This window comes from Azospirillum sp. B2RO_4, from assembly GCF_051124815.1.
GTDB lineage: Bacteria > Pseudomonadota > Alphaproteobacteria > Azospirillales > Azospirillaceae > Azospirillum.
Genome location: NZ_CP118486.1, coordinates 126,615 through 147,195, shown reverse-complemented (window position 1 = coordinate 147,195; position 20,581 = coordinate 126,615). Strand labels below are relative to the sequence as shown.

16 protein-coding genes, 1 pseudogene and 1 other annotated feature are annotated in these 20,581 nt (G+C 66.7%); of the genes and pseudogenes, 12 read left to right on the top strand and 5 right to left on the bottom strand.

The window, feature by feature from the left end; genetic code table 11:
* Positions 1-23 precede the first annotated feature (23 nt).
* Positions 24-1,403: a C4-dicarboxylate transporter DctA gene (gene dctA, locus PWS46_RS14685; RefSeq protein ID WP_434621439.1), complete on the top strand. Its 1,380-nt coding sequence runs from the start codon at positions 24-26 to the stop codon at positions 1,401-1,403.
* A gap of 77 nt (positions 1,404-1,480) precedes the next feature.
* Here the strand turns inward: dctA and PWS46_RS14680 are convergent, their stop codons facing one another.
* From PWS46_RS14680 to PWS46_RS14670, 3 genes and pseudogenes are all read right to left on the bottom strand, one after another.
* On the bottom strand, positions 1,481-3,535 hold the full coding sequence (locus tag PWS46_RS14680; RefSeq protein WP_434621436.1) for a mechanosensitive ion channel family protein: 2,055 nt from the start codon (positions 3,533-3,535) through the stop codon (positions 1,481-1,483).
* Positions 3,536-3,829: 294 nt separating this feature from the next.
* Positions 3,830-3,929, bottom strand: a sequence feature (AL1L pseudoknot).
* Positions 3,840-4,102 (bottom strand): annotated as a pseudogene (locus tag PWS46_RS14675) (transposase); the annotation flags it as partial. Its footprint overlaps the feature before it by 90 nt.
* 96 nt (positions 4,103-4,198) lie before the next feature.
* Entirely contained in the window at positions 4,199-5,386 is a 1,188-nt protein-coding gene (locus tag PWS46_RS14670; RefSeq protein WP_434621433.1) for a trans-sulfuration enzyme family protein, read from the bottom strand.
* A gap of 105 nt (positions 5,387-5,491) precedes the next feature.
* Here PWS46_RS14670 and PWS46_RS14665 point away from each other — a divergent pair, with 105 nt between their 5' ends.
* Positions 5,492-6,391 carry a LysR substrate-binding domain-containing protein gene (locus PWS46_RS14665; protein WP_434621430.1) on the top strand — a complete coding sequence of 300 codons (900 nt, stop codon included), beginning with the start codon at positions 5,492-5,494 and terminating at the stop codon, positions 6,389-6,391.
* A 356-nt stretch (positions 6,392-6,747) separates the two neighbouring features.
* Here PWS46_RS14665 and PWS46_RS14660 read toward each other — a convergent pair whose 3' ends face one another.
* Entirely contained in the window at positions 6,748-7,701 is a 954-nt protein-coding gene (locus tag PWS46_RS14660; protein WP_434621427.1) for a LysR substrate-binding domain-containing protein, read from the bottom strand.
* 209 nt (positions 7,702-7,910) lie between these two features.
* On the opposite strand from PWS46_RS14660, the gene PWS46_RS14655 reads away from it, so the two are divergent.
* The 9 genes from PWS46_RS14655 to tkt all read left to right on the top strand — a co-directional run bounded on the left by PWS46_RS14655 (position 7,911) and on the right by tkt (position 17,520).
* The gene (locus PWS46_RS14655) at positions 7,911-8,660 is read left to right on the top strand and encodes an SDR family NAD(P)-dependent oxidoreductase (protein WP_085091592.1); all 750 of its coding nucleotides are present in this window, start codon (positions 7,911-7,913) and stop codon (positions 8,658-8,660) included.
* A 37-nt stretch (positions 8,661-8,697) separates the two neighbouring features.
* Entirely contained in the window at positions 8,698-9,555 is an 858-nt protein-coding gene (locus PWS46_RS14650; RefSeq protein ID WP_434621423.1) for a transketolase, read from the top strand.
* Entirely contained in the window at positions 9,552-10,556 is a 1,005-nt protein-coding gene (locus tag PWS46_RS14645) for a transketolase family protein (protein ID WP_434621420.1), read from the top strand. Before PWS46_RS14650 ends, PWS46_RS14645 begins: the two co-directional genes overlap by 4 nt.
* 66 nt (positions 10,557-10,622) lie before the next feature.
* On the top strand, positions 10,623-11,606 hold the full coding sequence (locus tag PWS46_RS14640; RefSeq protein WP_434621417.1) for a TRAP transporter substrate-binding protein: 984 nt from the start codon (positions 10,623-10,625) through the stop codon (positions 11,604-11,606).
* Positions 11,606-12,166 carry a TRAP transporter small permease gene (locus PWS46_RS14635; protein WP_434621414.1) on the top strand — a complete coding sequence of 187 codons (561 nt, stop codon included), beginning with the start codon at positions 11,606-11,608 and terminating at the stop codon, positions 12,164-12,166. Before PWS46_RS14640 ends, PWS46_RS14635 begins: the two co-directional genes overlap by 1 nt.
* On the top strand, positions 12,163-13,422 hold the full coding sequence (locus PWS46_RS14630; protein WP_434621411.1) for a TRAP transporter large permease: 1,260 nt from the start codon (positions 12,163-12,165) through the stop codon (positions 13,420-13,422). Before PWS46_RS14635 ends, PWS46_RS14630 begins: the two co-directional genes overlap by 4 nt.
* A 218-nt stretch (positions 13,423-13,640) precedes the next feature.
* Positions 13,641-14,531 (top strand): NAD(P)-dependent oxidoreductase, encoded by an 891-nt coding sequence (locus PWS46_RS14625; RefSeq protein WP_434621408.1) that lies wholly within the window; start codon positions 13,641-13,643, stop codon positions 14,529-14,531.
* A complete protein-coding gene (locus PWS46_RS14620) occupies positions 14,528-15,487 on the top strand; it encodes a D-2-hydroxyacid dehydrogenase (RefSeq protein ID WP_434621405.1) in 960 nt (319 codons plus the stop codon). Before PWS46_RS14625 ends, PWS46_RS14620 begins: the two co-directional genes overlap by 4 nt.
* 41 nt (positions 15,488-15,528) lie before the next feature.
* Positions 15,529-17,520, top strand: a complete 1,992-nt coding sequence (gene tkt, locus PWS46_RS14615) for a transketolase (protein WP_434621402.1) — start codon at positions 15,529-15,531, stop codon at positions 17,518-17,520.
* A 219-nt stretch (positions 17,521-17,739) separates the two neighbouring features.
* Here the strand turns inward: tkt and PWS46_RS14610 are convergent, their stop codons facing one another.
* Positions 17,740-19,335 carry a gamma-glutamyltransferase family protein gene (locus PWS46_RS14610; protein WP_434621399.1) on the bottom strand — a complete coding sequence of 532 codons (1,596 nt, stop codon included), beginning with the start codon at positions 19,333-19,335 and terminating at the stop codon, positions 17,740-17,742.
* Positions 19,336-19,666: 331 nt separating this feature from the next.
* On the opposite strand from PWS46_RS14610, the gene PWS46_RS14605 reads away from it, so the two are divergent.
* Positions 19,667-20,557: a LysR family transcriptional regulator gene (locus tag PWS46_RS14605; protein WP_434621396.1), complete on the top strand. Its 891-nt coding sequence runs from the start codon at positions 19,667-19,669 to the stop codon at positions 20,555-20,557.
* Positions 20,558-20,581: the final 24 nt, after the last annotated feature.

Below are 20,581 nucleotides of genomic sequence, written 5' to 3'. Positions count from 1 at the left end.
AGCATAAGAGAGGAGGAAACGCCATGCGTGCACAAACGGGAGATCATACCCAGGCGCCGGCCCCGTCGAAAGCCTTCTACAAGGCTCTCTACTTCCAGGTCGTCGTCGGACTGACCCTGGGCATCCTGGCTGGTCATTTCTGGCCCGACCTCGGCGCCTCGCTGAAGCCGCTGGGCGACGGGTTCGTCAAGCTGGTCAAGATGATGATCGCGCCGGTGGTCTTCTGCACCATCGTCAGTGGCATCACCAGCCTTAACGACACCCGCGAGATCGGCAGGACGATGGTCAAGTCGATGGCGCTGTTCTACGCGCTGACGGTGGCGGCGCTCCTGATCGGGCTGGCAGCGGTCATGATCATCGAACCCGGCGTCGGCATGCATGTGTCGCCCGCCTCGCTCGACCCGACGGTGGCGGCACGCTATGCCAAGCAGGCGGCCCCGGTCGGCTTCGTCAGCTTCATGCTGCACATCATCCCACATTCCTTCTTCGGGGCCTTCGCGGAAGGCGAGGTGCTGCCGGTTCTGCTGATCTCCATCCTGGTCGGCTTCGGGCTGACGCGGGCCGGCAAGGCGGGAGAGCCGGTGGTCCAGGGCATCGACGCCTTCTCCCATGTGCTGTTCGCCGCCTTCGGCTTCATCATGAAGCTGGCCCCGATCGGCGCCTTCGGCGCGATGGCCTTCACCGTCGGCAAGTACGGCATCGACAGCATCGGCTCGCTCGGCCTGCTGATCCTCACCTTCTACATCGCCTGCGGCGTCTTCCTGGTGGGCATCATCGGCACGCTGGCCCGGCTGCACGGCTTCAGCCTGTGGAAGGTCCTGCGTTACTTCCGGGAGGAGCTGCTGATCGTGCTCGGCACCTCGTCCTCCGAACCGGTCCTGCCGCGCGTGCTGCAGAAGCTGGAAACGCTGGGCTGCAGGAAGGGCGTCTCCGGGCTGGTGCTGCCGATGGGCTACTCGTTCAATCTCGACGGCACGGCGATCTATCTGACCCTGGCCTCTCTCTTCATCGCCCAGGCTTGTGACATCCATCTGTCGGCCGGCCAGATCTTCGCCATGCTCGGGATCATGCTGCTGACCTCCAAGGGTGCGGCCGGCGTCACCGGCAGCGGCTTCGTCGCCCTGGTCGCCACCCTGACGGTGATGCCGGACCTTCCGGTGGCGGGCGTCGCGCTGCTGGTCGGCATCGACCGCTTCATGTCCGAAGCCCGCGCCCTGACCAGCATCATCAGCAACTGCGTCGTCAGCATCGTCGTCTCGATCTGGGAAAATGCCTGCGACCGCGAGGTTCTGCTGCGGGAACTGAACCAGGGTGACGCCGCCGCCGAACGGTCGCGGGGAGGGGAGGGTGCAATCCCCGTCATGCCGCTGGCCGCGCGGGCGCCCGCCCAGCCGTCGCACTGATCCTCCTGCTTGAAACAGAGCGCGCCGTCATGCTCGATCCGAACGGGTCGGCATGGCGGCGCGTCCTGTTAGAGACTTCACAGCGCGCCTTTGTGCCGGCCGCCTCCGCCTCCAACGTCCGGCGCCTCCTCGTCCAGCGTACGCAGGACGGCGCCGGCGGCCAGGGTTCGGGCATCGTCTCCGGGCAGTGGTGCGGTAGGACCGTTCACCGTCGCCTCGCCGGCGAAACGGACGGTCACCTCGCGATGGGCGAAGCGGATGCCCTCGCGGCGGAACAGGGCGTGGAGTTCCTGGTACACCCGTTTGCGGACATCCCACTGGTCGCCTGGGCGGGTCATGAACTTGACGCGGAGGATCATCGCCGAATCCTCCATCTGGATGACGCCCTGCGATTTCAGCGGCTGCAGGAACTTCGGCCCCAGTTCCGGATCCTCCAGCAGGGCTTGACCAAGCTGCTTGATGTGCTTGCGCACCTTTTCGACATCGGTGTCGTAGGTGATGCGCAGCGGCAGCTTCATGATCACCCAGTCGCGCGAATAGTTGGTCAACTGGTGGATTTCGCCGAAGGGAACCGTGTGCAGCGGACCGCGATGGTGGCGGAGCTGCATCGACCGGACGGAGATCTTCTCCACCGTGCCGCGGATGTTCCCGATCTCGATATACTCGCCCTTGCGGAAGGCGTCGTCGATCAGGAAGAAGGCGCCGGAGAAGATGTCGCGGATCAGCGTCTGCGCGCCGAAGCCGATGGCGATGCCGGCGATGCCCGCCCCGGCGAACAGCGGCGCGATGTTGACCCCCAGATCCATCAGCACGCTGACCAGCACCGCGCCGATGATCGACAAAAGCACGAAGTTACGCACCAGCGGCAGCAGCGTCGCCAGCCGGCTGGCCGAGGCGTGGCCGCCCCCCTCGTCACCCGGAACCGTTCCGGCCACCGGCCCCTCCTCGGCGATCCGGCGGTCGATCCAGATGCGGATGCTCTGGTGGAGGACGTAGCCGATCAGGCAGATCGTCATGATGCTGGTCAGGTGCTCGGCCGCATCGCCCTGCATGCGCGGGATGTTCCACACCGACAGGGTCACCGTCACCCCGGCGGCGGCGGCCAGGATGCCCGCGACCCGCCGGGCCAGCGCCTCGTAACTGTCGGGGGCGGCGACAGGCGGGGGAGAGGAGGGCAGGGGGTCCCCGTCAGCGGGCTCCTCCACAGACTTCCACAGGGCGCGCCGCGGGTGGAAAAGCCGGTGGGTGGCGTAGGTGACGGTGGCGTAAACGACCAGGATCGCCCCGACGACCGCATAGGCGCCGAGCAGAAGCGGCAGCTCGGTCGGCCAGCCGAGGATCAGGCGGTTGACCAGCACGGCCCACGCGCAGGCGAAATAGGCGACCACCACGGGAAACCACAGGCGCAGGCCCAGCCGCACAAGCGGCGCGACCGCTTCGGCCCTGCGCCCGGCCAGAACGAGGTGTTCGACCGTCCGCCGGTGGACGTAAAGCGCGCCGACCGTCGCCAGCACGGTCAGCAGCCCGAACAGCGCGACCAGCACCGCATGGGGATCGGCGGGCATCCCCAGCGCCTCCAGCCAGACAGTGCTCGTCATCAGGGCGATGCCGACGGCACCGCTGGCGGTCAGATCCCGCCGCAGCCGATGGCCGCCGGGGGGCAGCACCAGCCGCCAGAACAGGCCGATGGCCCAGACCAGCAGATATCCCACTCCGGCGAGGATGACGGTCTTTTCGGTCATCGGCGTCGGGTCCGGCAGCAGCGCGGTGGCGAGCCCGAATGCGATCAGGCTGGCGAGGACCATGCCGACCGCCGTCATCAGCGCGCGGGCGACCAGACCGGGAAAGCGATCGGCCAGGTCCGAACCGCCCGGATCGGCCGCGGCACGGCGCGGCATCAGGCGGCGGGCGACCGGCCGCTCATAAATGACATGCTGCACCGCATGCCCCACTGCCAGCAGGGCGATGACGATGCCGATGACCCGCAGGAAGTGGCCGGGACTGCCGGTCGGGCTCTGGGCCGTCAGGGTCGCCACGATGGCCGAGGGAATGTCCGGCGTGGCGCGGAGCCGCTGGGCGAGCTTCCCGCGGAACCCGGCCATGCGGTCCTGACTCTCGCTCAGCATCTTCATTATCATATCGTCGGCGTCGCCCGGCGCGGCGGCGGTTGCCGATGTGGAAGCGGGAGCCGCCGACGGGATCGTCTGTGCCGAAACCCCGGCCACCGGCATGAGCGCCATCAGAAGCAGCAGCGCGACTATCCGGAGCTGGGAGCGCAGGGCGCTCGCAATAGGCAAGGTTGTGTGCATGGCGTGGCTTTGCGGTCCGTGGCGGTCGACGCCAGCAGAATAGCTCAGCTCACGCGGCCGGGAAGCCTATCGCGGTCGGTCGGGACAAGTCAGCGTGGTGCATGGATGGGGGATTTGCGGGGGACTACGGCTCGCCCCCGTGGACAGCGCAGTGCTTGTCGATGAAGGCGATCATTTCCGAAACGGGCGGTCGAGTTCCGCCCGAGCGAGATACGCCGATGCCTTGCGCAGGATCTCGTTCGCCTGGCGCAGTTCCCGCACCTCATGCTCCAGCGCCTTGATCCGCTCCTGCCCGTCCGTTGTCGGACCGGGGCGCTTGCCCTGATCACGCTCGGCCTGCCGGCCCCAGTTCCGCAGCGTCTCGGGATTGCAGCCGATCTTCGCCGCGATCTTCGTCATGTTGACCCCACTCTCTCAGAAGATGGGGCCTTCAGGAAACCCGGCGCGGTTCAGTGCCGGCCGTCGCCGGTAGCGTGGCCGCCGCGGTCAGGCGGCCGGCGCCCCGGCCGTCCGTGCGGCGAGGTCGTCGAGGAAGGCAGCGAGGTCGTCCTGCAGGTCGGACGGATCCTCCAGCCCGACGCTGATGCGCAGGATCAGGTCCTCGCCGGCCCAGGGGTGGGCGGTGCGGTTGCGCTTGACCGGCATCGGCGCCATCAGGCTGCGGGTGCCGCCCCACGAGGCGCCGATGGCGAAGGTGCGCAGCACGTCGAGGGCCGGCGAGACATGCGGCGTCGCCGCGGGCGTAAACACGACGCTGAAGACGCCGCTGGCCCCGAGGAAGTCGCGCTTCCACACCGCATGGCCAGGAGAGCCGGCGAGAGCCGGATACAGCACCTCCTCCACCAGCGGGTGGCCGGCCAGCCGTTCAACCAGTGCCATCGCCCCGTCGGACGCCTGCCGCATCCGCACGCCCAGTGTCTCCATCCCCCGCAGCACCAGCGATGCGTCATCGGGCGAAACGCCGATCCCGTAGCGGCCGAGAGCGCTGCGGATTGGCGTGATCAGGGCCTCGTCCCGCACGGTGAGAGACCCCATCAGCAGATCGGAATGGCCGCTGACGTACTTCGTCAACGCTTCGGTCACCAGATCGGCGCCATGGTCCAGCGGCTTGAAGTTCAGCGGGGTGGCCCAGGTGTTGTCGCAGCCGACCAGGGCACCATGGCGGTGCGCCACACCCGCGATGGCCGGCAGGTCCTGGACCTCCATGGTGGTGGAGCCGGGGGATTCGCACCAGACGACCTTGGTGCGTCCATCGATCCGCTGTTCCAGGTCGGCGACGGAGGTCGGATGGTAGTAGTCGACCTCAATGCCGAATTTGACCAGATCGCGGTTGGCGAAGTCGCGCATCGGTGGATAGGAGGTGTCGGCGATCAACATCCTGTCGCCGGCTTGCAGGAAGGGCAGCACGGCAAAGCTGTTGGCTGCCTGTCCGGACGGCAGAAGGAAGGTCCAGACGCCGTTTTCAAGCGCCGTCAGCTTGGCCTCCAGCGTCCGGGTCGTTGGGGTGCCGTAAAGGCCGTAGGTATAGCCGGTGTGTCCGCGTTCGCCACGTGTCGCGTAGCCTTCGGCATTGGCAAATACGATTGTCGATCCACGATGGACGGGCACGCTGAGGCTGTCGAATCCTTCGGTGGCAACCGAGGGATTCACCACGCATTGGGTGAGATCTTTCATTGGAGACGTCCTTTGACTGACGCCCACGATTTGACGCCACAGCACCCATTTCGTCCAATATTGATTTCCGGATAGTCTATTCCCCTGGGTTATAGGAAGGCCACCATGAATCTGCGACAGGTCGAGGTGTTCCACGCCGTGATGACCAATGGCACGGCGTCGCGCGCGGCCGAGGTGCTGCGCATTTCGCAGCCCGCCGTCAGCAAGGCGATTCAGGAGTTGGAGCGGGAGATCGGCTTTTCGCTGTTCCATCGCGCGAAGGGGCGCATGATCGCGACGGAGGAGGCGCGGCTGTTCTTCCAGGAGGTGTCCTCGTCCTTCTCGGGCCTGATCCATCTGCGCGCCGCGGCCGCCCGCATCCGCGATTTCGGCTCGGGCGAAATCCGGGTCGCCTGCCAGTCGGCGATCAGCACCACCATCCTTCCGAAAGCGCTGCGCGCTTTCCAACTGCGGCATCCCGATGTGTCGATCACAGTCCAAGCGCACATGTCCTCGGTGGTGAAGGACCTGATCGCCTCCGGCCAGTTCGACGTCGGGTTGGCAGCCGACGAGATCGACGTCACCGGAGTGGATGCAACGCTGTTCATGCAGCAGCGCTTGGTGATCGCGGTTCCGGCCGACCACCCGCTGGCGCAGCGAAAGGTTCTGCATCCCGCCGATCTTCACGGCACGCCCTTCATCGCCCTCGCTCCCGAGGACACCGCGCGCCGACGGCTGGATGGGGTGCTGGCCGCCCACGGCGTGATGCCGAAGATCGTGTTGGAAACACCCTATTCCACGACGGTCTGCGCAATGGTGCAAGCCGGCATCGGCTGCGGTCTGGTCAGTCCGCTGACCACGGAACCCTATCTCGGCCGTGGTTTGGTCGCTTGCGCGTTTGAACCGGTGATCCGATCCCGCACCCTGCTCCTGCTGCCGCCAAACCGCCGTCCGTCTCGCATCGTTGCCGATTGCATTAAGGATTTGATGGCTTTTTCGTCTATCGAAGCCGGCGCCATCGACTGACTATCAATAGGCCCAAGTCATGTTCAGCATTCGTTTTGAAAAAATAGGCCGGTCATCGCCGAACTATACTGGCATGGAAGCCAGATATATATGGACATTGATAAACAATAATAATTAGATATCAATGATAACTTCATTTATGGAATCTTTTATTCTTGGCGCCACGCGAGGTCATCGACCACCAGGCGTTTGGCGCGGCGTCGTACTCAGCCCAATTCGTCACTGTGCGCTTCGACCGGGGAATGTGATGGCGATGAGCGGCATTGGCCTTGTGCGGCATAGCGGGCGACCAGAACACAGGTTGTTCAGAACTTCAGTTCGCCGACCGACCGTGAAGTTGACAGCACCCCACCGACTCAATCCTCGGCGGAACTTCCTACCGTACCGAGCGACATCAGATACTGCTCTTCCCAATCGCGGCCGGCCTCCAACTCGCCGAACAGCCAGTTGCGGAACAGCTGGATCTTCGGCAACGCGGCGGTCGATCTCAGCGTGACGAAGCCGTGGCCCTGCGCCCGCAGCCCGTTGGTGGGGAAGGGGACGACGAGTTGGCCGGACTGAAGTTCCTGGCGGGCGAGGAGCAGGCTGTCCAGGCACACCCCCATGCCGTTCACAGCGGCGTTGATCGCCATGAAGGAGCGGTCGAAGCGCAGGCCGCGGTCCATGTCCAGGTGGACGCTGCGGTGCCGGCGCATCCAGTCGCGCCAGCCCAGGATGTTGACCTCCGAGTGGATCAGGATGTGGCGGCTGAGATCCTTCGGCTCGCGGATCGGGTTGAGGCCGTTCGCCAGCGCCGGCGAGCACATCGGGACGATGATGTCCTCCGGAAACTGCTCCAGCACGCAGCCGGCCGGCGGCGGGCCCGGGTTGTAGCGGATGTCGACGTCCACCGCTCCCGCCGTCAGGTCGATGGGCGAGACCGAGGCCTGGAGGCGGATGTCGATGGCGGGATGCAGCGCCTTCACCCGGTTGAGCCGCGGCATCAACCATTGGGTGGCGAAGCTGGGCATCGACCGGACGGTGAGGATCGTGGTGCCGCTGCTGGTGCTGGTGACGTTGCGGGTGGCGGCATCCATCCGGGCGAAGGCACCGATGATCTCGTTGGCATAGGTCCGGCCGGCGTCGGTCAGGGTGACCGCCCGGTGAACACGATGGAACAGCGGAAGGCCCAGCTGTTCCTCCAGAATTTTCACCTGATGGCTGATCGCCGACGGCGTCAGCCCCAGATCCTCCGCCGCGGTCGCGAAGGAACCCAGCCTTGCCGCGGCTTCGAAGGCCTGCAATGCCTTGATGGAGACCCGTTTTCGCATCGCACCCTTCAGATGAATTCAGCTCATCAATGAGTGATCTTATTCGTTTGTCGAATTCATCTCAAGACCATAGGATCACATCAATCATCGGCTGAACGAATCATCGGGCAGCCTGATCGAAATCACCACAACCGAGCGAAACCGACGCTCCGTCGCGGCACCCCCCTGTGCCGCCACGGCGGAGCCTGCTTCGACAAGAGGGAGCGAGCATGCTGCTGTCCAACAAGGTCTGCGTGATCACCGGCGCCGCGTCGCGCCGCGGCATCGGCCGGGCGACCGCAAGGCTTTTCGCGCTGCATGGCGGGCGCGCGATCATCCTGGACCTCGACGGCGCGCAGGCGGCCGAAGCCGCCGCCGAACTGGGCGAGGCGCATCGCGGCTTCGCCTGCGACGTGACCGACCGCGACGCCTGCTTCGCCGCCGCCACCCGCGTGGTCGAGGAGTTCGGCCGCATCGACGTGCTGGTCAACAACGCCGGCATCACCCAGCCGCTGAAGTTCATGGACATCGGCCCGAAGAACTACGAGGCGGTGACTGACGTCAGCCTGCGCGGCACGCTGTACATGAGCCAGGCCGTCGTCCCCCACATGCGGGAGCGCAAGTCGGGCTCCATCGTCTGCATCTCGTCGGTATCGGCGCAGCGCGGCGGCGGCATCTTCGGCGGCCCGCACTACAGCGCGGCGAAGGCCGGCGTGCTGGGCCTCGCCAAGGCGATGGCGCGCGAACTCGGGCCGGACAATGTCCGCGTCAATTCGGTGACGCCGGGCCTGATCCAGACCGACATCACCGGCGGCAAGCTGACCGACGAGCTGCGCGCGGAAATCCTGAAGGGCATCCCGCTGAACCGTCTGGGCGACGCCGAGGATGTGGCCCGCTCCTGCCTGTTCCTGGCGTCGGAGCTGTCCTCCTACATCACCGGCGCCACGCTCGACGTCAACGGCGGCATGCTGATCCACTGATCCCGAAATGGATCCCGAAATGCTGGAGACACCTTCCGTGGACACCGCACTCGACACCACCCCGCTCGGGCACAATGTGCCGCTGGCCGAACGCGCCTACCGCATCCGCCGCAACGCCCTGCTGATGGGCGAGGTGCAGGGGCAGGGCTACATCGGCCAGGCGCTGGACATCGCCGACGTGCTGGCGGTCTCCTACTTCCACGCCATGAAGTATCGCCCCGAGGACCCGCATTGGGAGGAGCGCGACCGCTTCCTGCTGTCCAACGGCCACTACGCCATCGCGTTGTACGCCGCCTTGATCGAGGCCGGCATCGTTCCGGCGGAGGAACTGGAGACGTATGGCAGCGACGACAGCCGCCTGCCGATGTCGGGCATGGCCAGCTACACGCCGGGCATGGAGATGTCAGGCGGCTCGCTCGGCCTCGGCCTCAGCATCGCGGTCGGCATCGGCCTGGGGCTGAAGCGCAAGAACTCCGCCGCCCGTGTCTACACGCTGTTCTCCGACGGCGAGCTGGACGAGGGTTCGGTGTGGGAGGCCATCATGTCGGCCGCCCATTACAAGCTCGACAACATGATCGCCATCGTCGACGTCAACAACCAGCAGGCCGATGGGCCGTCCACCCAGGTGATGGCGTTCGAGCCGCTGGTGGACAAGCTGGAGGCCTTCGGCTGGTTCGTCCAGCGGGTCGACGGCAACGACATGGACGCGGTTGTCGCCGCCTTCGACACCGCCAAGTCGCACCAGGAGCCCAAGCCGCGGATGATCGTCTGCGACACGAAGATGGGCAAGGGCGTGCCCTTCCTCGAAGCCCGAGAAAAGAACCACTTCATCCGCGTCGACGCGCACGAATGGCAGCTTGCGCTCGATGCGCTCGACGCCGGGAGGACCGCATGAGCACCGCTGCAAACACCACCGCGAAGCCGCGCCTGAAGACCTCCGCCATGATCGCCTCGATCGCGGCGGAAGGGCAGCGGACCAAGCCGGCGCCCTTCGGCCACGCGCTGGTCGAACTGGCGAAGCAGCGGAACGAGATCGTCGGCATGACCGCCGACCTTGCCAAATACACCGACTTGCACATCTTCGCCCAGGCCTATCCCGACCGCTTCTATCAGATGGGCATGGCCGAGCAGTTGCTGATGGGGGCGGCCTCCGGCATGGCGCATGAGGGGATGATGCCCTTCGTCACCACCTACGCCGTCTTCGCCTCTCGCCGGGCCTACGACTTCGTCCATCAGGCGATCGCGGAGGAGAACCGCAACGTCAAGATCGCCTGCGCCCTGCCGGGCCTGACCTCCGGCTACGGCCCCAGCCATCAGGCGGCGGAGGATCTGGCGCTGTTCCGCGCCATGCCGAACATGGTGGTGATCGACCCCTGCGACGCCCATGAGATCGAGCAGGTGGTGCCCGCCATGGCCGCCCACGACGGCCCGGTCTACATGCGGCTGCTGCGCGGCAACGTCCCGCTGGTTCTGGACGAGTACGATTACAAGTTCGAACTCGGCAAGGCGAAGCTGCTGCGTGACGGCGCCGAGGTTCTGGTCATCTCGTCCGGCATCATGACGATGCGGGCGCTGGAGGTGGCCAAGCTGCTGGAGGCCGACAAGGTCGGCGTCGCGGTTCTGCACGTCCCCACCATCAAGCCGCTCGACACCGAGACCATCCTTCGCGAGGCGGCACGCACCGGCCGCATGGTGGTGGTGGCGGAAAACCACACCGTCATCGGCGGTCTGGGCGAGGCGGTGGCCGGCACCCTGCTGCGCGGCGGCGTCGCCCCGGTCTTCCGCCAGATCGGCCTGCCCGATGAGTTCCTGAAGGCCGGCGCCCTGCCGACCCTGCACGACCTTTACGGCATCTCCACCGACGCCATGGTGGCCAGCATCAAGGGATGGCTGTAAGGCGACACCAGCCCGATCCGAACACACCCGACCAACCAACAAACATCCATTAGGGAGAGAGATCCGATGAAGAAGCTGCTTTTGTCGCTGATGGTGGGCACCGCCCTGGTCGCGTCGCCCGCCGCCTGGGCCCAGCAGGTCCTGCGTCTGGCCCACAACGCGGCGCCGGGCAACCCGAAGGCGGAAGCCTCGCTGAAATTCGCGGAACTCGTCGGCAAGAAGACGGACGGACGGGTGAAGATCGAGGTCGGCGGCAGCGCCCAGTATGGCGACGACGCCGAGGCGCTGACCAGCATGCGGCTCGGCACCCTGGCCTTCAGCGCCAATTCGCAGGGCACCACCTCGGGCGTCGTTCCGGAATATGCGGTGCTGGGCCTGCCCTTCCTGTTCCAGTCGCTGCCGCAGGCCTGGAAGGTGCTGGACGGCCCGGTGGCGAAGAAGCTGGACGAGGCGTCGAAGGCCAAGGGGCTGGTGCTGCTGGCGATGTGGGACAACGGCATCCGCCATGTCTCCAACAATGTCCGGCCGATCACCAAGCCGGAGGATCTGGCCGGTATCAAGATCCGCACCCCGCCGGACCCGATCACGGTCGACATCTTCAAGGCTCTCGGCGCCAACCCGATGCCGCTGGCCTTCTCCGAGCTTTACATCGCGCTTCAGCAGGGCGTGGTCGACGGTCAGGAGAACCCGTTGATGAACATCTACTCGTCCAAGCTCTTCGAGGTGCAGAAATACATCTCGCTGACCGGGCACAAGTATGAATCGACCCCGCTGCTTGCCAGCAAGATCGTCTTCGACACCCTGTCGAAGGCCGATCAGAAGGCGGTGCTGGAAGCGGCGGCCGAGGCCGGCAAGCTGAACCGCGAGATGTCCGCCAAGGCCGACAAGGAACTGCAGGCGAAGATGGAGGACGCCGGCGTGAAGTTCAACACGGTGGACGCAGCGCCCTTCATCGCCAAGACCAAGTCCGTCTATGACAAGTGGGAGAAGCAGTTCCCCGAGCTGGTCGCCCTGGTTCGCAAGGAAGCGGCGGCCGGAGCGGCGCAGTGATGACGGTGTCCCACGAGAGGGAGCATGAGGTGGCGGGATTTCCCGCCACCCTTCTCCAGGCGGCCGACGGTGCCATCACCGTCCTGTCCGCAATCGTGGCGATCCTGTCCCTGATCGTGCTGTTCCTGGCGCTGGGCGCCGAGGTCGTCGTCCGTTACATGACCACCCAGGGGCTCGGCTGGCCGTCCGAACTGCCGAACATCCTGTTCCCCTGGCTGGTGATGGGCGGCGTGGTGCTGGCGGCGCAGAAGGGCGCGCACATCTCGGTCACGCTGCTGCTCGACCTGCTGCCCCGCCCGCTGGCCCGCGCGCTGCTGCTGGCGATGCAGGTGGTGGTGGGAGCGACCTTCTTCTATCTCGCCTACATCGGTCTGGCCGTCATCGAAATCACCGGTGCCGAGATTTATCCGGTGACGGGTGTCAGTGCCCGCTGGGCCTACCTGTCGCTGATCGCCGGTTTCGTCGGCGTCGGCCTGACCGCCGTCACCACATTCCTGCGCCTGCTGATCGCCGAAGACCCGCGGTCCGTCCGCGCCCATGTGTCGGAGGAAGAGCTATGACCGTCGTGATGGTCGCCGTCTTCGGCCTTCTCCTGCTGCTCTCCTTTCCCGTCGGCTATGCGCTGGTCATCAGTTCCGGCGCGGCGGTGATGACGATGGGGTCGGTGCCGACCGTGATCGCGGTCGTCAAGCTGTTCCAGCCGACCCAGAGCTTCCCGCTGCTGGCGATTCCCTTCTTCATCCTGTCCGGCGCGCTGATGATGAGCGGCACGCTGGGCCAGAAGCTGGTCCGTTTCGCCGCCGCCCTGGTCGGGCGCTATCCCGGCGGTCTGGCCCAGGTCACGGTCGTCGGCTCCACCATCTTCGGCGGCGTGTCCGGATCGGCGGTGGCGGAAGCCTCGGCGCTGGGGTCCATGCTGATCCCCTGGCAGAAGCGCGAGGGCTATCCGGCGGCCTTCGGCGCGGCGGCGACCGCCTCCTCGTCGGTGATCGCGGGGCTGATCCCGCCGTCGATCCCGCTGATCCTCTATGCCGCGGTGTCGAACGCCTCCATCGCCTCGCTGTTCCTGGCCGGTATCCTGCCGGGCCTGCTGCTGGCCGGCGGCATGATGGTGGTGTGCTATGTCAGCGGACGCACCCGCAATTTTCCGCTGCTGAAGAGCGAGGGCGGGATGCGGGCTCTGGGGCAGGCGACGCTTTCCGCCCTGCCGGCGCTGCTGATGCCGGCCTTCATCCTGGTTCTGCTGCGCTTCGGCATCGCCACCCCGACGGAGGTCAGCGTCGTCGCCGTCGCCTATGCGCTCCTGGTCAGCGTCCTGATCTACCGCGACCTGACCTGGAAGCGCATCCATGCCGCCCTGATGGGGACGGTGGTAACGACCGGCGTCGTCATGCTGGTGATCGCAGCCTCGAACCTGGTCGGCTATGTGCTGATCACCGAAGCGATCCCGAACGCGGTGGCCTCCTACGCCCAGACCGTGCTGCAGGAGCCGTGGCTGATCATCCTGGCGATGAACCTCATCATGCTCGTGGTCGGCATGTTCCTCGACCTGCCGGCGGCGATCCTGCTGCTGGGTCCGACCTTCGTCGCCGTCGGCGGCGCCATCGGCCTGGACCCGATCCAGTTGGGCATCATGATGGCGGTCAATCTCAGCATCGGCCTGTTCACGCCGCCGATCGGCACCACCCTGTTCATCTCCGCCGCCATCTCCCGCGAGCCCATCGGCGCCATCGTGCGCGAGCTGTGGCCCTTCTATCTGGTGGCGCTGTTCGTGCTGGGCCTCGTGTCCTACGTGCCGGCGACCATCCTGTACTGAGCCGGCTGTCAGTTTGTAGCAACGACTATCGGCCGTCATCCCCGCGAAGGCGGGGATCCAGAGCTTCCAGTGCAAGCGCTTGTGAAGTCTGGATTCCCGCCTTCGCGGGAATGACGGCCGAAGAAAGCTCGTGATGAGTGATGGCGTTTCCCAGGAAGGTTCCTGGACGCTCGCAAACTCTGAGCTGGCGGCACATCAATTCCAAGGATCATGACACGATGACGACAGTCGGTTTCATCGGCCTCGGTTCCATGGGGATGCCCATGGCGCGCAATCTGCTGGCCAAGGGCTTCGCCGTCCAGGGCTTCGACGTGCGGGCCGAGAGCGTCGGGACGCTCGAAGCGGTCGGCGGGAAGGGCGCTTCAAGCGCCGCCGCTGCCGCGGCTGGTGCGGACGCGCTGGTGCTGATGGTGGTGAATGCCGCGCAGGCCGACGCCGCGCTCTTCGCCGACGGCGCGCTGGAGGCCTTGCCGGCAGGCGCTTCGGTAGTCCTGATGGCGACCTGTCCGCCGGGCGCGGTCGCCGCGCTGGCCGGACGGGTGGAGGCGGCGGGCCGCCGCTTCGTCGATGCGCCGGTTTCCGGCGGGGTGGTGGGCGCGGTGGCAGGAACGCTGTCGATTATGGCGGCAGCCGACACCACGACGGTGGAGCGGGTGCGCCCGATCCTGGCGGCGATGGGCGACAAGGTCTTCCATGTCGGCGAGAAGCCGGGGCAGGGCGCCACGGTCAAGACCGTCAACCAGCTGCTGTGCGGTGTCCATATCGCCGTGGTGGCGGAGGCCTTCGCGCTGGCCGCCAAGGTCGGGGTCGATCTCGACATCCTGCTGCAGATCATGAGCGGGTCGTCGGCGTCGAGCTGGATGCTGAAGGACCGCGGCCCGCGCATGCTGGAGTCCGATCCGGAGATCACCAGCGCGGTGGACATCTTCGTCAAGGATCTGGGGATCGTGCTTGAGGCCGGGCGCGACGCCAAGGCGGCGCTGCCGCTGGCCGCCGTCGCCCACCAAATGTTCCTCGCCACCTCCGGGCGCGGCGAAGGGGCGATGGACGACAGTCAGGTCATCCGCAGCTATCACGCGGTGAACGGCACCGCAGTCGGGCGGTCATGATGGACCGCATCGTCTTCCTCGACCACGACACCATGGGGGCGGACATCGCGCTGCGCCGTCCCAACGTCCCGCATGTGTGGAGTGAACACGGCCGCACCGCGCCGGGGCAGATCGTCGAGCGGGCGCGCGGGGCAACCGTCCTGATCGTCAACAAGGTACCGATCCGGGCCGAGATTCTGGAACAACTGCCCGACCTGCGCTTCGTCGCGGTTGCCGCGACCGGGACCGACAATGTCGATGTCGCCGCCTGCCGCGCGCGGGGCATCGCGGTGTCGAACGTCCGCGCCTATGCCATCCATACGGTGCCGGAGCATGTCTTCGCCCTGATGCTGGCGCTGCGCCGGTCGCTGCCGGCCTACCGGGAGTCGGTGGCGGCGGGGGCTTGGCAGGCCTGCGGCCAGTTCACCCTGCTGGACCACCCGATCCGCGATCTGCACGGCTCTACTCTCGGCATCGTCGGGCGCGGCGCCATCGGGCAGGCGGTGGCGACCATCGCCCGTGCCTTCGGCATGCGCGTGCTGTTCGCCGGCCGCAAGGGAGAGGCGGCGAGCGAGCCGGACCATGTGCCGTTCGACGCGGTGCTGGCCGAAAGCGACGTGCTGACTCTGCATTGCCCGCTGACCCCCGCCACCCGCCATCTGCTGGGCGAGGCGGAGTTCGCCCGGATGACGCGCCGGCCGCTGGTCATCAACACATCGCGCGGCGGACTGATCGACGACATGGCCTTGGTCCGCGCGCTGGAAGGCGGGCAGATCTCGGGTGCCGCTGTCGACGCCACGGCGGTGGAGCCGCCGCCGGACGACCACCCCTTCCTCCGCCTTGCCGGGCGCACCGACTTCCTGCTGACCCCGCACATCGGCTGGGCCAGTGTCGAGGCGCGGCAGGCCGTCGCCGAGCAGGTCACCGCCTGCATCGAAGCCTTCGCGGCCGGGCGGCCGATCAATCTGGTGACGTGACGGCGCAACCCCGCACCATTCCGCATTCCCGAAAGGACCACATGATGACCAGCGTCGATCCGCGCCGGATGGCGAACGCGATCCGCTTTCTGTCGATGGATGCCATCGAGCGCGCGGGCGAGGGCCATCCCGGCACCCCACTCGGCGCCGCCGACATCACGACGGCGCTCTTCACCCGGCACTTGAAATTCAACTCCGCCGACCCGCTGTGGTTCGACCGCGACCGCTTCGTCCAGTCGAACGGCCATGGCTCCATGCTGATCTACTCGCTGCTGCATCTCAGCGGCTACGAGGCGATGACGCTGGACGAACTCAAGCGGTTCCGGGTGATGGGATCGCACACCGCCGGCCATCCGGAAATCCACCAGTCCTGCGGCATCGAGGTGACGACCGGCCTCTTGGGGCAGGGCATCGCCAACGCCGCCGGCATGGCGCTGACCGAAGCCTTCCTGAACCACCGTTTCGGTGACGGCATCGTCGATCACCGAACCTGGGCGCTGGTCGGCGACGGCTGCCTGCAGGAGGGGGTGGGGCAGGAGGTCATCGCGCTCGCCGGCCATCTGCGGCTGGGCAAGCTGACCTATCTGTGGGATGACAACCGCATCACCGACGACGGCGGCATCGACCTTGCGCTGTCCGACGACATGGCCGCCCGCTTCCGCGCCAGCAACTGGCATGTGCAGGAGGTCGACGGCCACGACATCGACGCCGTGTCGGAGGCGCTGCGCCTCGCGAAACTCGACCCGCGGCCGTCGATGATCGCCTGCACCACCAGCATCGGCCGCGGGCTGCCGCATGAGGGCCAGCGTGCCGCCCACAGCGCACGGCTGTTCAAGGAGCACACCGACGCGGCCCGGCGGGCGCTGGATTGGCCTTATGCCGCCTTCGAGGTTCCAAACGATGTCCGCACCGCGTGGCTGGAGGCCGGCCGCCGGGGCGGTGCGGAACAGCAGGCTTGGCAGGCGCGCGTCGCCGCGTTGCCCTTGGAAAAGCGGCGAGAGTTGGATCGGCTGCGCGAGGGGCGGCTGCCCGACGGCTGGGCCGACGCGCTGCACGCCTTCAAGCGCCGCATGGCGGAGAGCGGGCACAGCGACCATGGCTACAAGATCTCCGGCGACATCGTCGATCTGATGACGGAAGTCATACCGGAGATGCTGAGCGGCGCGCCGGACCTGGAGGGCGCCACCCTGCACAAGCGGCGGCTGGCCGCCTTCACGGCAGACGACCGCGCCGGCCGCTACGTCCATTACGGCGTGCGCGAGCATGCGATGGGCAGCATGCTGAACGGCATGGCCGCCCATGGCGGGGTGGTGGCGACCGGCATCACCTATCTGGCCTTCTGCGATTACGAACGTCCGGCCATCCGCATGGCGGCGCTGATGGGGCTGCCGGTCACCTTCGTGTTCAGCCACGACTCCATCGGCATCGGCACCAACGGCCCGACTCACCAGCCGGTGGAGGTGCTGGCCGCCCTGCGCGCCATCCCCAACCTGCTGGTGCTGCGCCCGGCCGATGCGGTGGAGGCGGCGGAATGCTGGGAGATCGCGCTGGAGCACCGCTCCGGCCCGACCGCACTGGTCTTCGCCCGCCAGCCGCTGGATCCGGTACGCCGCGCCTTGGATCATGAGGCCGACGCCGCGAACCAGTGCCGTCGCGGCGGCTATGTGCTGGCCGAGGCGGAGGGTGGCGAGCGCCGGGTAACCCTGCTCGCCACCGGGTCGGAGGTCGCCATCGCATTGCAGGCGCGCGATCTGCTGCAGGCCGAGGGCGTGCCGGCCGCCGTGGTCTCGATGCCCTGCTGGGAGCTGTTCGAGCAACAGGATCAGGCCTATCGCCGCGCCGTCATCGACCGCTCCACCGTACGGATCGCCGTCGAGGCGGCGGTGGTTCAGGGCTGGGAGCGATATATCGGCGAGGATGGCGGCTTCGTCGGCATGAGCGGCTTCGGCGCGTCCGGTGCGGTGCCCGACCTCTACCGCCACTTCGGCATCACGCCGGAACGGGTGGCGGAGGAGGCGCGGGCTCGGCTTTGATCACCACCTCGTGGGGCACGACCCGCAACCGCTTTGCGGGCCCGCTACACCGTCGGCTCAAGCTCGGCGCGACATCTGACGGAACCCGCTGGCCGGCAGTTCGAACTCCAGGACGCATAGCGTCGGCGGCAATGCCCGTCATCATCGTCTCGTGCCTGCCGGCAAACTCTGCAACAGAGCCCGGCAACCTGCCAAGCCGGAGCGGCCCATGCCAACCTGTCAATACCCCAGCGCACATCCGTCCTTCCGGTGGTCGGAGCCGCCCAGCAGGGTTCCATGTTCCCAATCGATGGCGATCGCTTGGGCACCGCCGATCGCCGAGTTGGGTGCCGTCACAGTAAAGCCGCGGCGGGCCAATTCCGCTCCCGCCTTGGTGCGGATTGCCGACTCCGCTTCCACGCTGCGGGTGCCGGGCAGGGGGAAGAGGCGCGGCAGGCCGATGGCGCTTTGGATGTCCAGGCCGTGATCGAACAGCTTCGACAGGAAGTGGGCATGGCCCATCGCCTGATAATGCCCGCCCATGACGCCGAAGGTCAGGCTGACGCGCCCGTTTTCGGTGACCATGCCCGGAATGATGGTGTGCATCGGCCGCTTGCGCGGTGCCACCATGTTGGGATGCCCGTCGACCAGGGAGAAGCTCTGGCCCCGGTTGTGGAACAGCACCCCGGAGCGGGGCGCCATCAGCCCGCTGCCATAGGGATGGAAGATCGAGTTGATGAAGCTGACTGCCGTCCGCTGCTTGTCGACGACGGCGATGTAGACCGTGTCCTTGTGCTCGACGCTGTCGAACACCCCGCCGATCTCCAGCGCGCGAGCGGGGTCGATCCGGGCGGCCAACTGGTCGGCCAGCGCATCGGACAGCAGATGCTCCACAATCGACTGTCCGGTTTGCGCCGGATCGGCCAGAAAGGCGTCGCGCGCGGCATAGGCGAGCCGTGTCGCTTCGATCTCCACATGCAGGTTATCGGGGTCGAGCGGATCGCCGGCCGGCCGGAAACGCTTCAGGATGTTCAGAATCATCAGGGCGATGATGCCCTGTCCGTTCGGCGGGCATTCATGGATGGTGCGGCCGCGATAGTCGGTGCTGATCGGCGTCACGTACCCGCCCTTGGCTTCAGCGAAATCCTCCAGGCTGTGAAAGCCGCCCGCCGCCCGCAGTGACTCCGTCATGTCCTCGGCGACGGCGCCGCGGTAGAAGGCGTCCGGTCCTTCGCGCCCGATTGCCTCCAGCGTGTCGGCCAGCAGCGGCTGGGTCTGGACGGTGCCGGCCGCAGGGGCTTTTCCGTCCACTAGGAAGGTGGCGGCGGCGGTCGGGTCCCGGCGCAGCAGATCGGTGTTCTGGGCAAGGTCGTGTGAAACCCGTGGCGTGATGACGTAGCCCTCGCGCGCCAAGGCAATGGCCGGGGCGAGGACCTCGCTCAAAGGCAGGCGGCCATGGTCGGCGACCAGCCGCGTCCAGGCATCCACCGCGCCCGGCACCGTGACCGCGTGGGGAGAGTGGCGGTCGATCGCAGTGACGCCCGCTGCCCGCAGGCGCTCCAGCGTCATCGCCGCCGGGGTGCGGCCGGAGCCGTTGTAGGCGCGGATGTCTGTGCCGCCCAGCGGAGCGACCATGGCGAAGCAGTCGCCGCCGATCCCGGTCGATCCGGCTTCGACCACGCTCTGGACCGCGCAGGCCGCCACGGCGGCATCGATCGCGGTGCCGCCTGCCTTGAGGATCTCGACCGCCGTCAGGGTTGCCGCCGGGTGCGAGGTGGCGGCCATGCCGTTGCGGCCCATGGCGAGCGAACGGCCGGGTTCTTCGAAGTTGCGCATGGTCTCCGTCGGCTCCCCGATGTTGGTCTTTCGCGGTGAAGGGCCGGATGCGAGGGCATCATCCACCGCGCCATCGATATGGTATACCAAATCCCACAGGGGCAAGAAGATTTGAGAAGGGATCGGCCGCCGGTACTCTCCTTTCGTGTCAGGGGCACGTGTGGAACAGCGCGCAACTGGAGCTCTACAGTTCCCACACTTACCAACATGTTTGCTTGCTGAGATCAGCAAAGCCCAACCATCGCCCTGACCCGCAAGCCGAACATCGCCGGAAAGCCGGGCCGCTCATCCTGCCTTTACAGCTTCGGCCGGATGATCTTATCTCCGCATCATGGATCGTCGCAGGCTCCAGTTCTTTGTCGCGCTCTGCGAAGAGCTGCATTTCCACCGTGCCGCCGCGCGGTGCCACATCACGCAGCCCGCCCTCAGCCAGCAATTGCGCCAACTGGAGGAAGAGCTGCAGGTTCAGCTGATCCACCGCAACAAGCGGCGCGTTTCCCTGACGAGAGCCGGCGAGACCTTCCTGGGCGAAGCCCGGAAGATTTTGAATCAGATGGAACGGGCCGCGCAGCTCGCGCGTCAGACGGATCGCGGCGAAATCGGGCAATTGTCGGTCGGTATGACCGCACCGGCGCTCTACATCGTCTTCCCCGAGATCATGCACCGGTTCCGCATGGCATTGCCCAATTTCGGCGTGAACGTTCATGTCATGACGACGTCGGAGCAGGAAGAAGCCTTGAGGGCCGGAGCGATCGATGTCGGCATCTTCCATCCCCCGCTCGACGATCAGTCGCTGTCGTCGCACCCCATCGCGCGCATGCGCTTCAATGTCGTGCTGTCGGATCGCAACCCATTGGCCGAACGGCCGCGCCTGCGGCTTGAGGATCTCTCCAGGCAACGCTTCATCATTTTCCCGCGCGTGATCGGCCCACGCCTCTACGATGAGATCATCAGCCTGTGCCAGCAGGCGGGGTTCAGCCCGGAGCTGATTCTCGAAGCCTCCCCGGCGCAATCGATCATCGCGCTGGCCGCAGCGGATTTCGGGATCGGCCTCATCGCCTCCGATCTTCAGCAATTCGCACGGCCCGGGGTGGTCTACCGTCCGCTCGACGGGCCGGCACCCCACCTGACGCTCGGGGTGGCCTACCAGAGCGACGACACCTCTCCCGCCATTCAGACATTTCTGGACGTCGCGACCGCGGTGGGCGAACTGGTCTCCTGAACGGTCAGCCATTCACCCTGATCA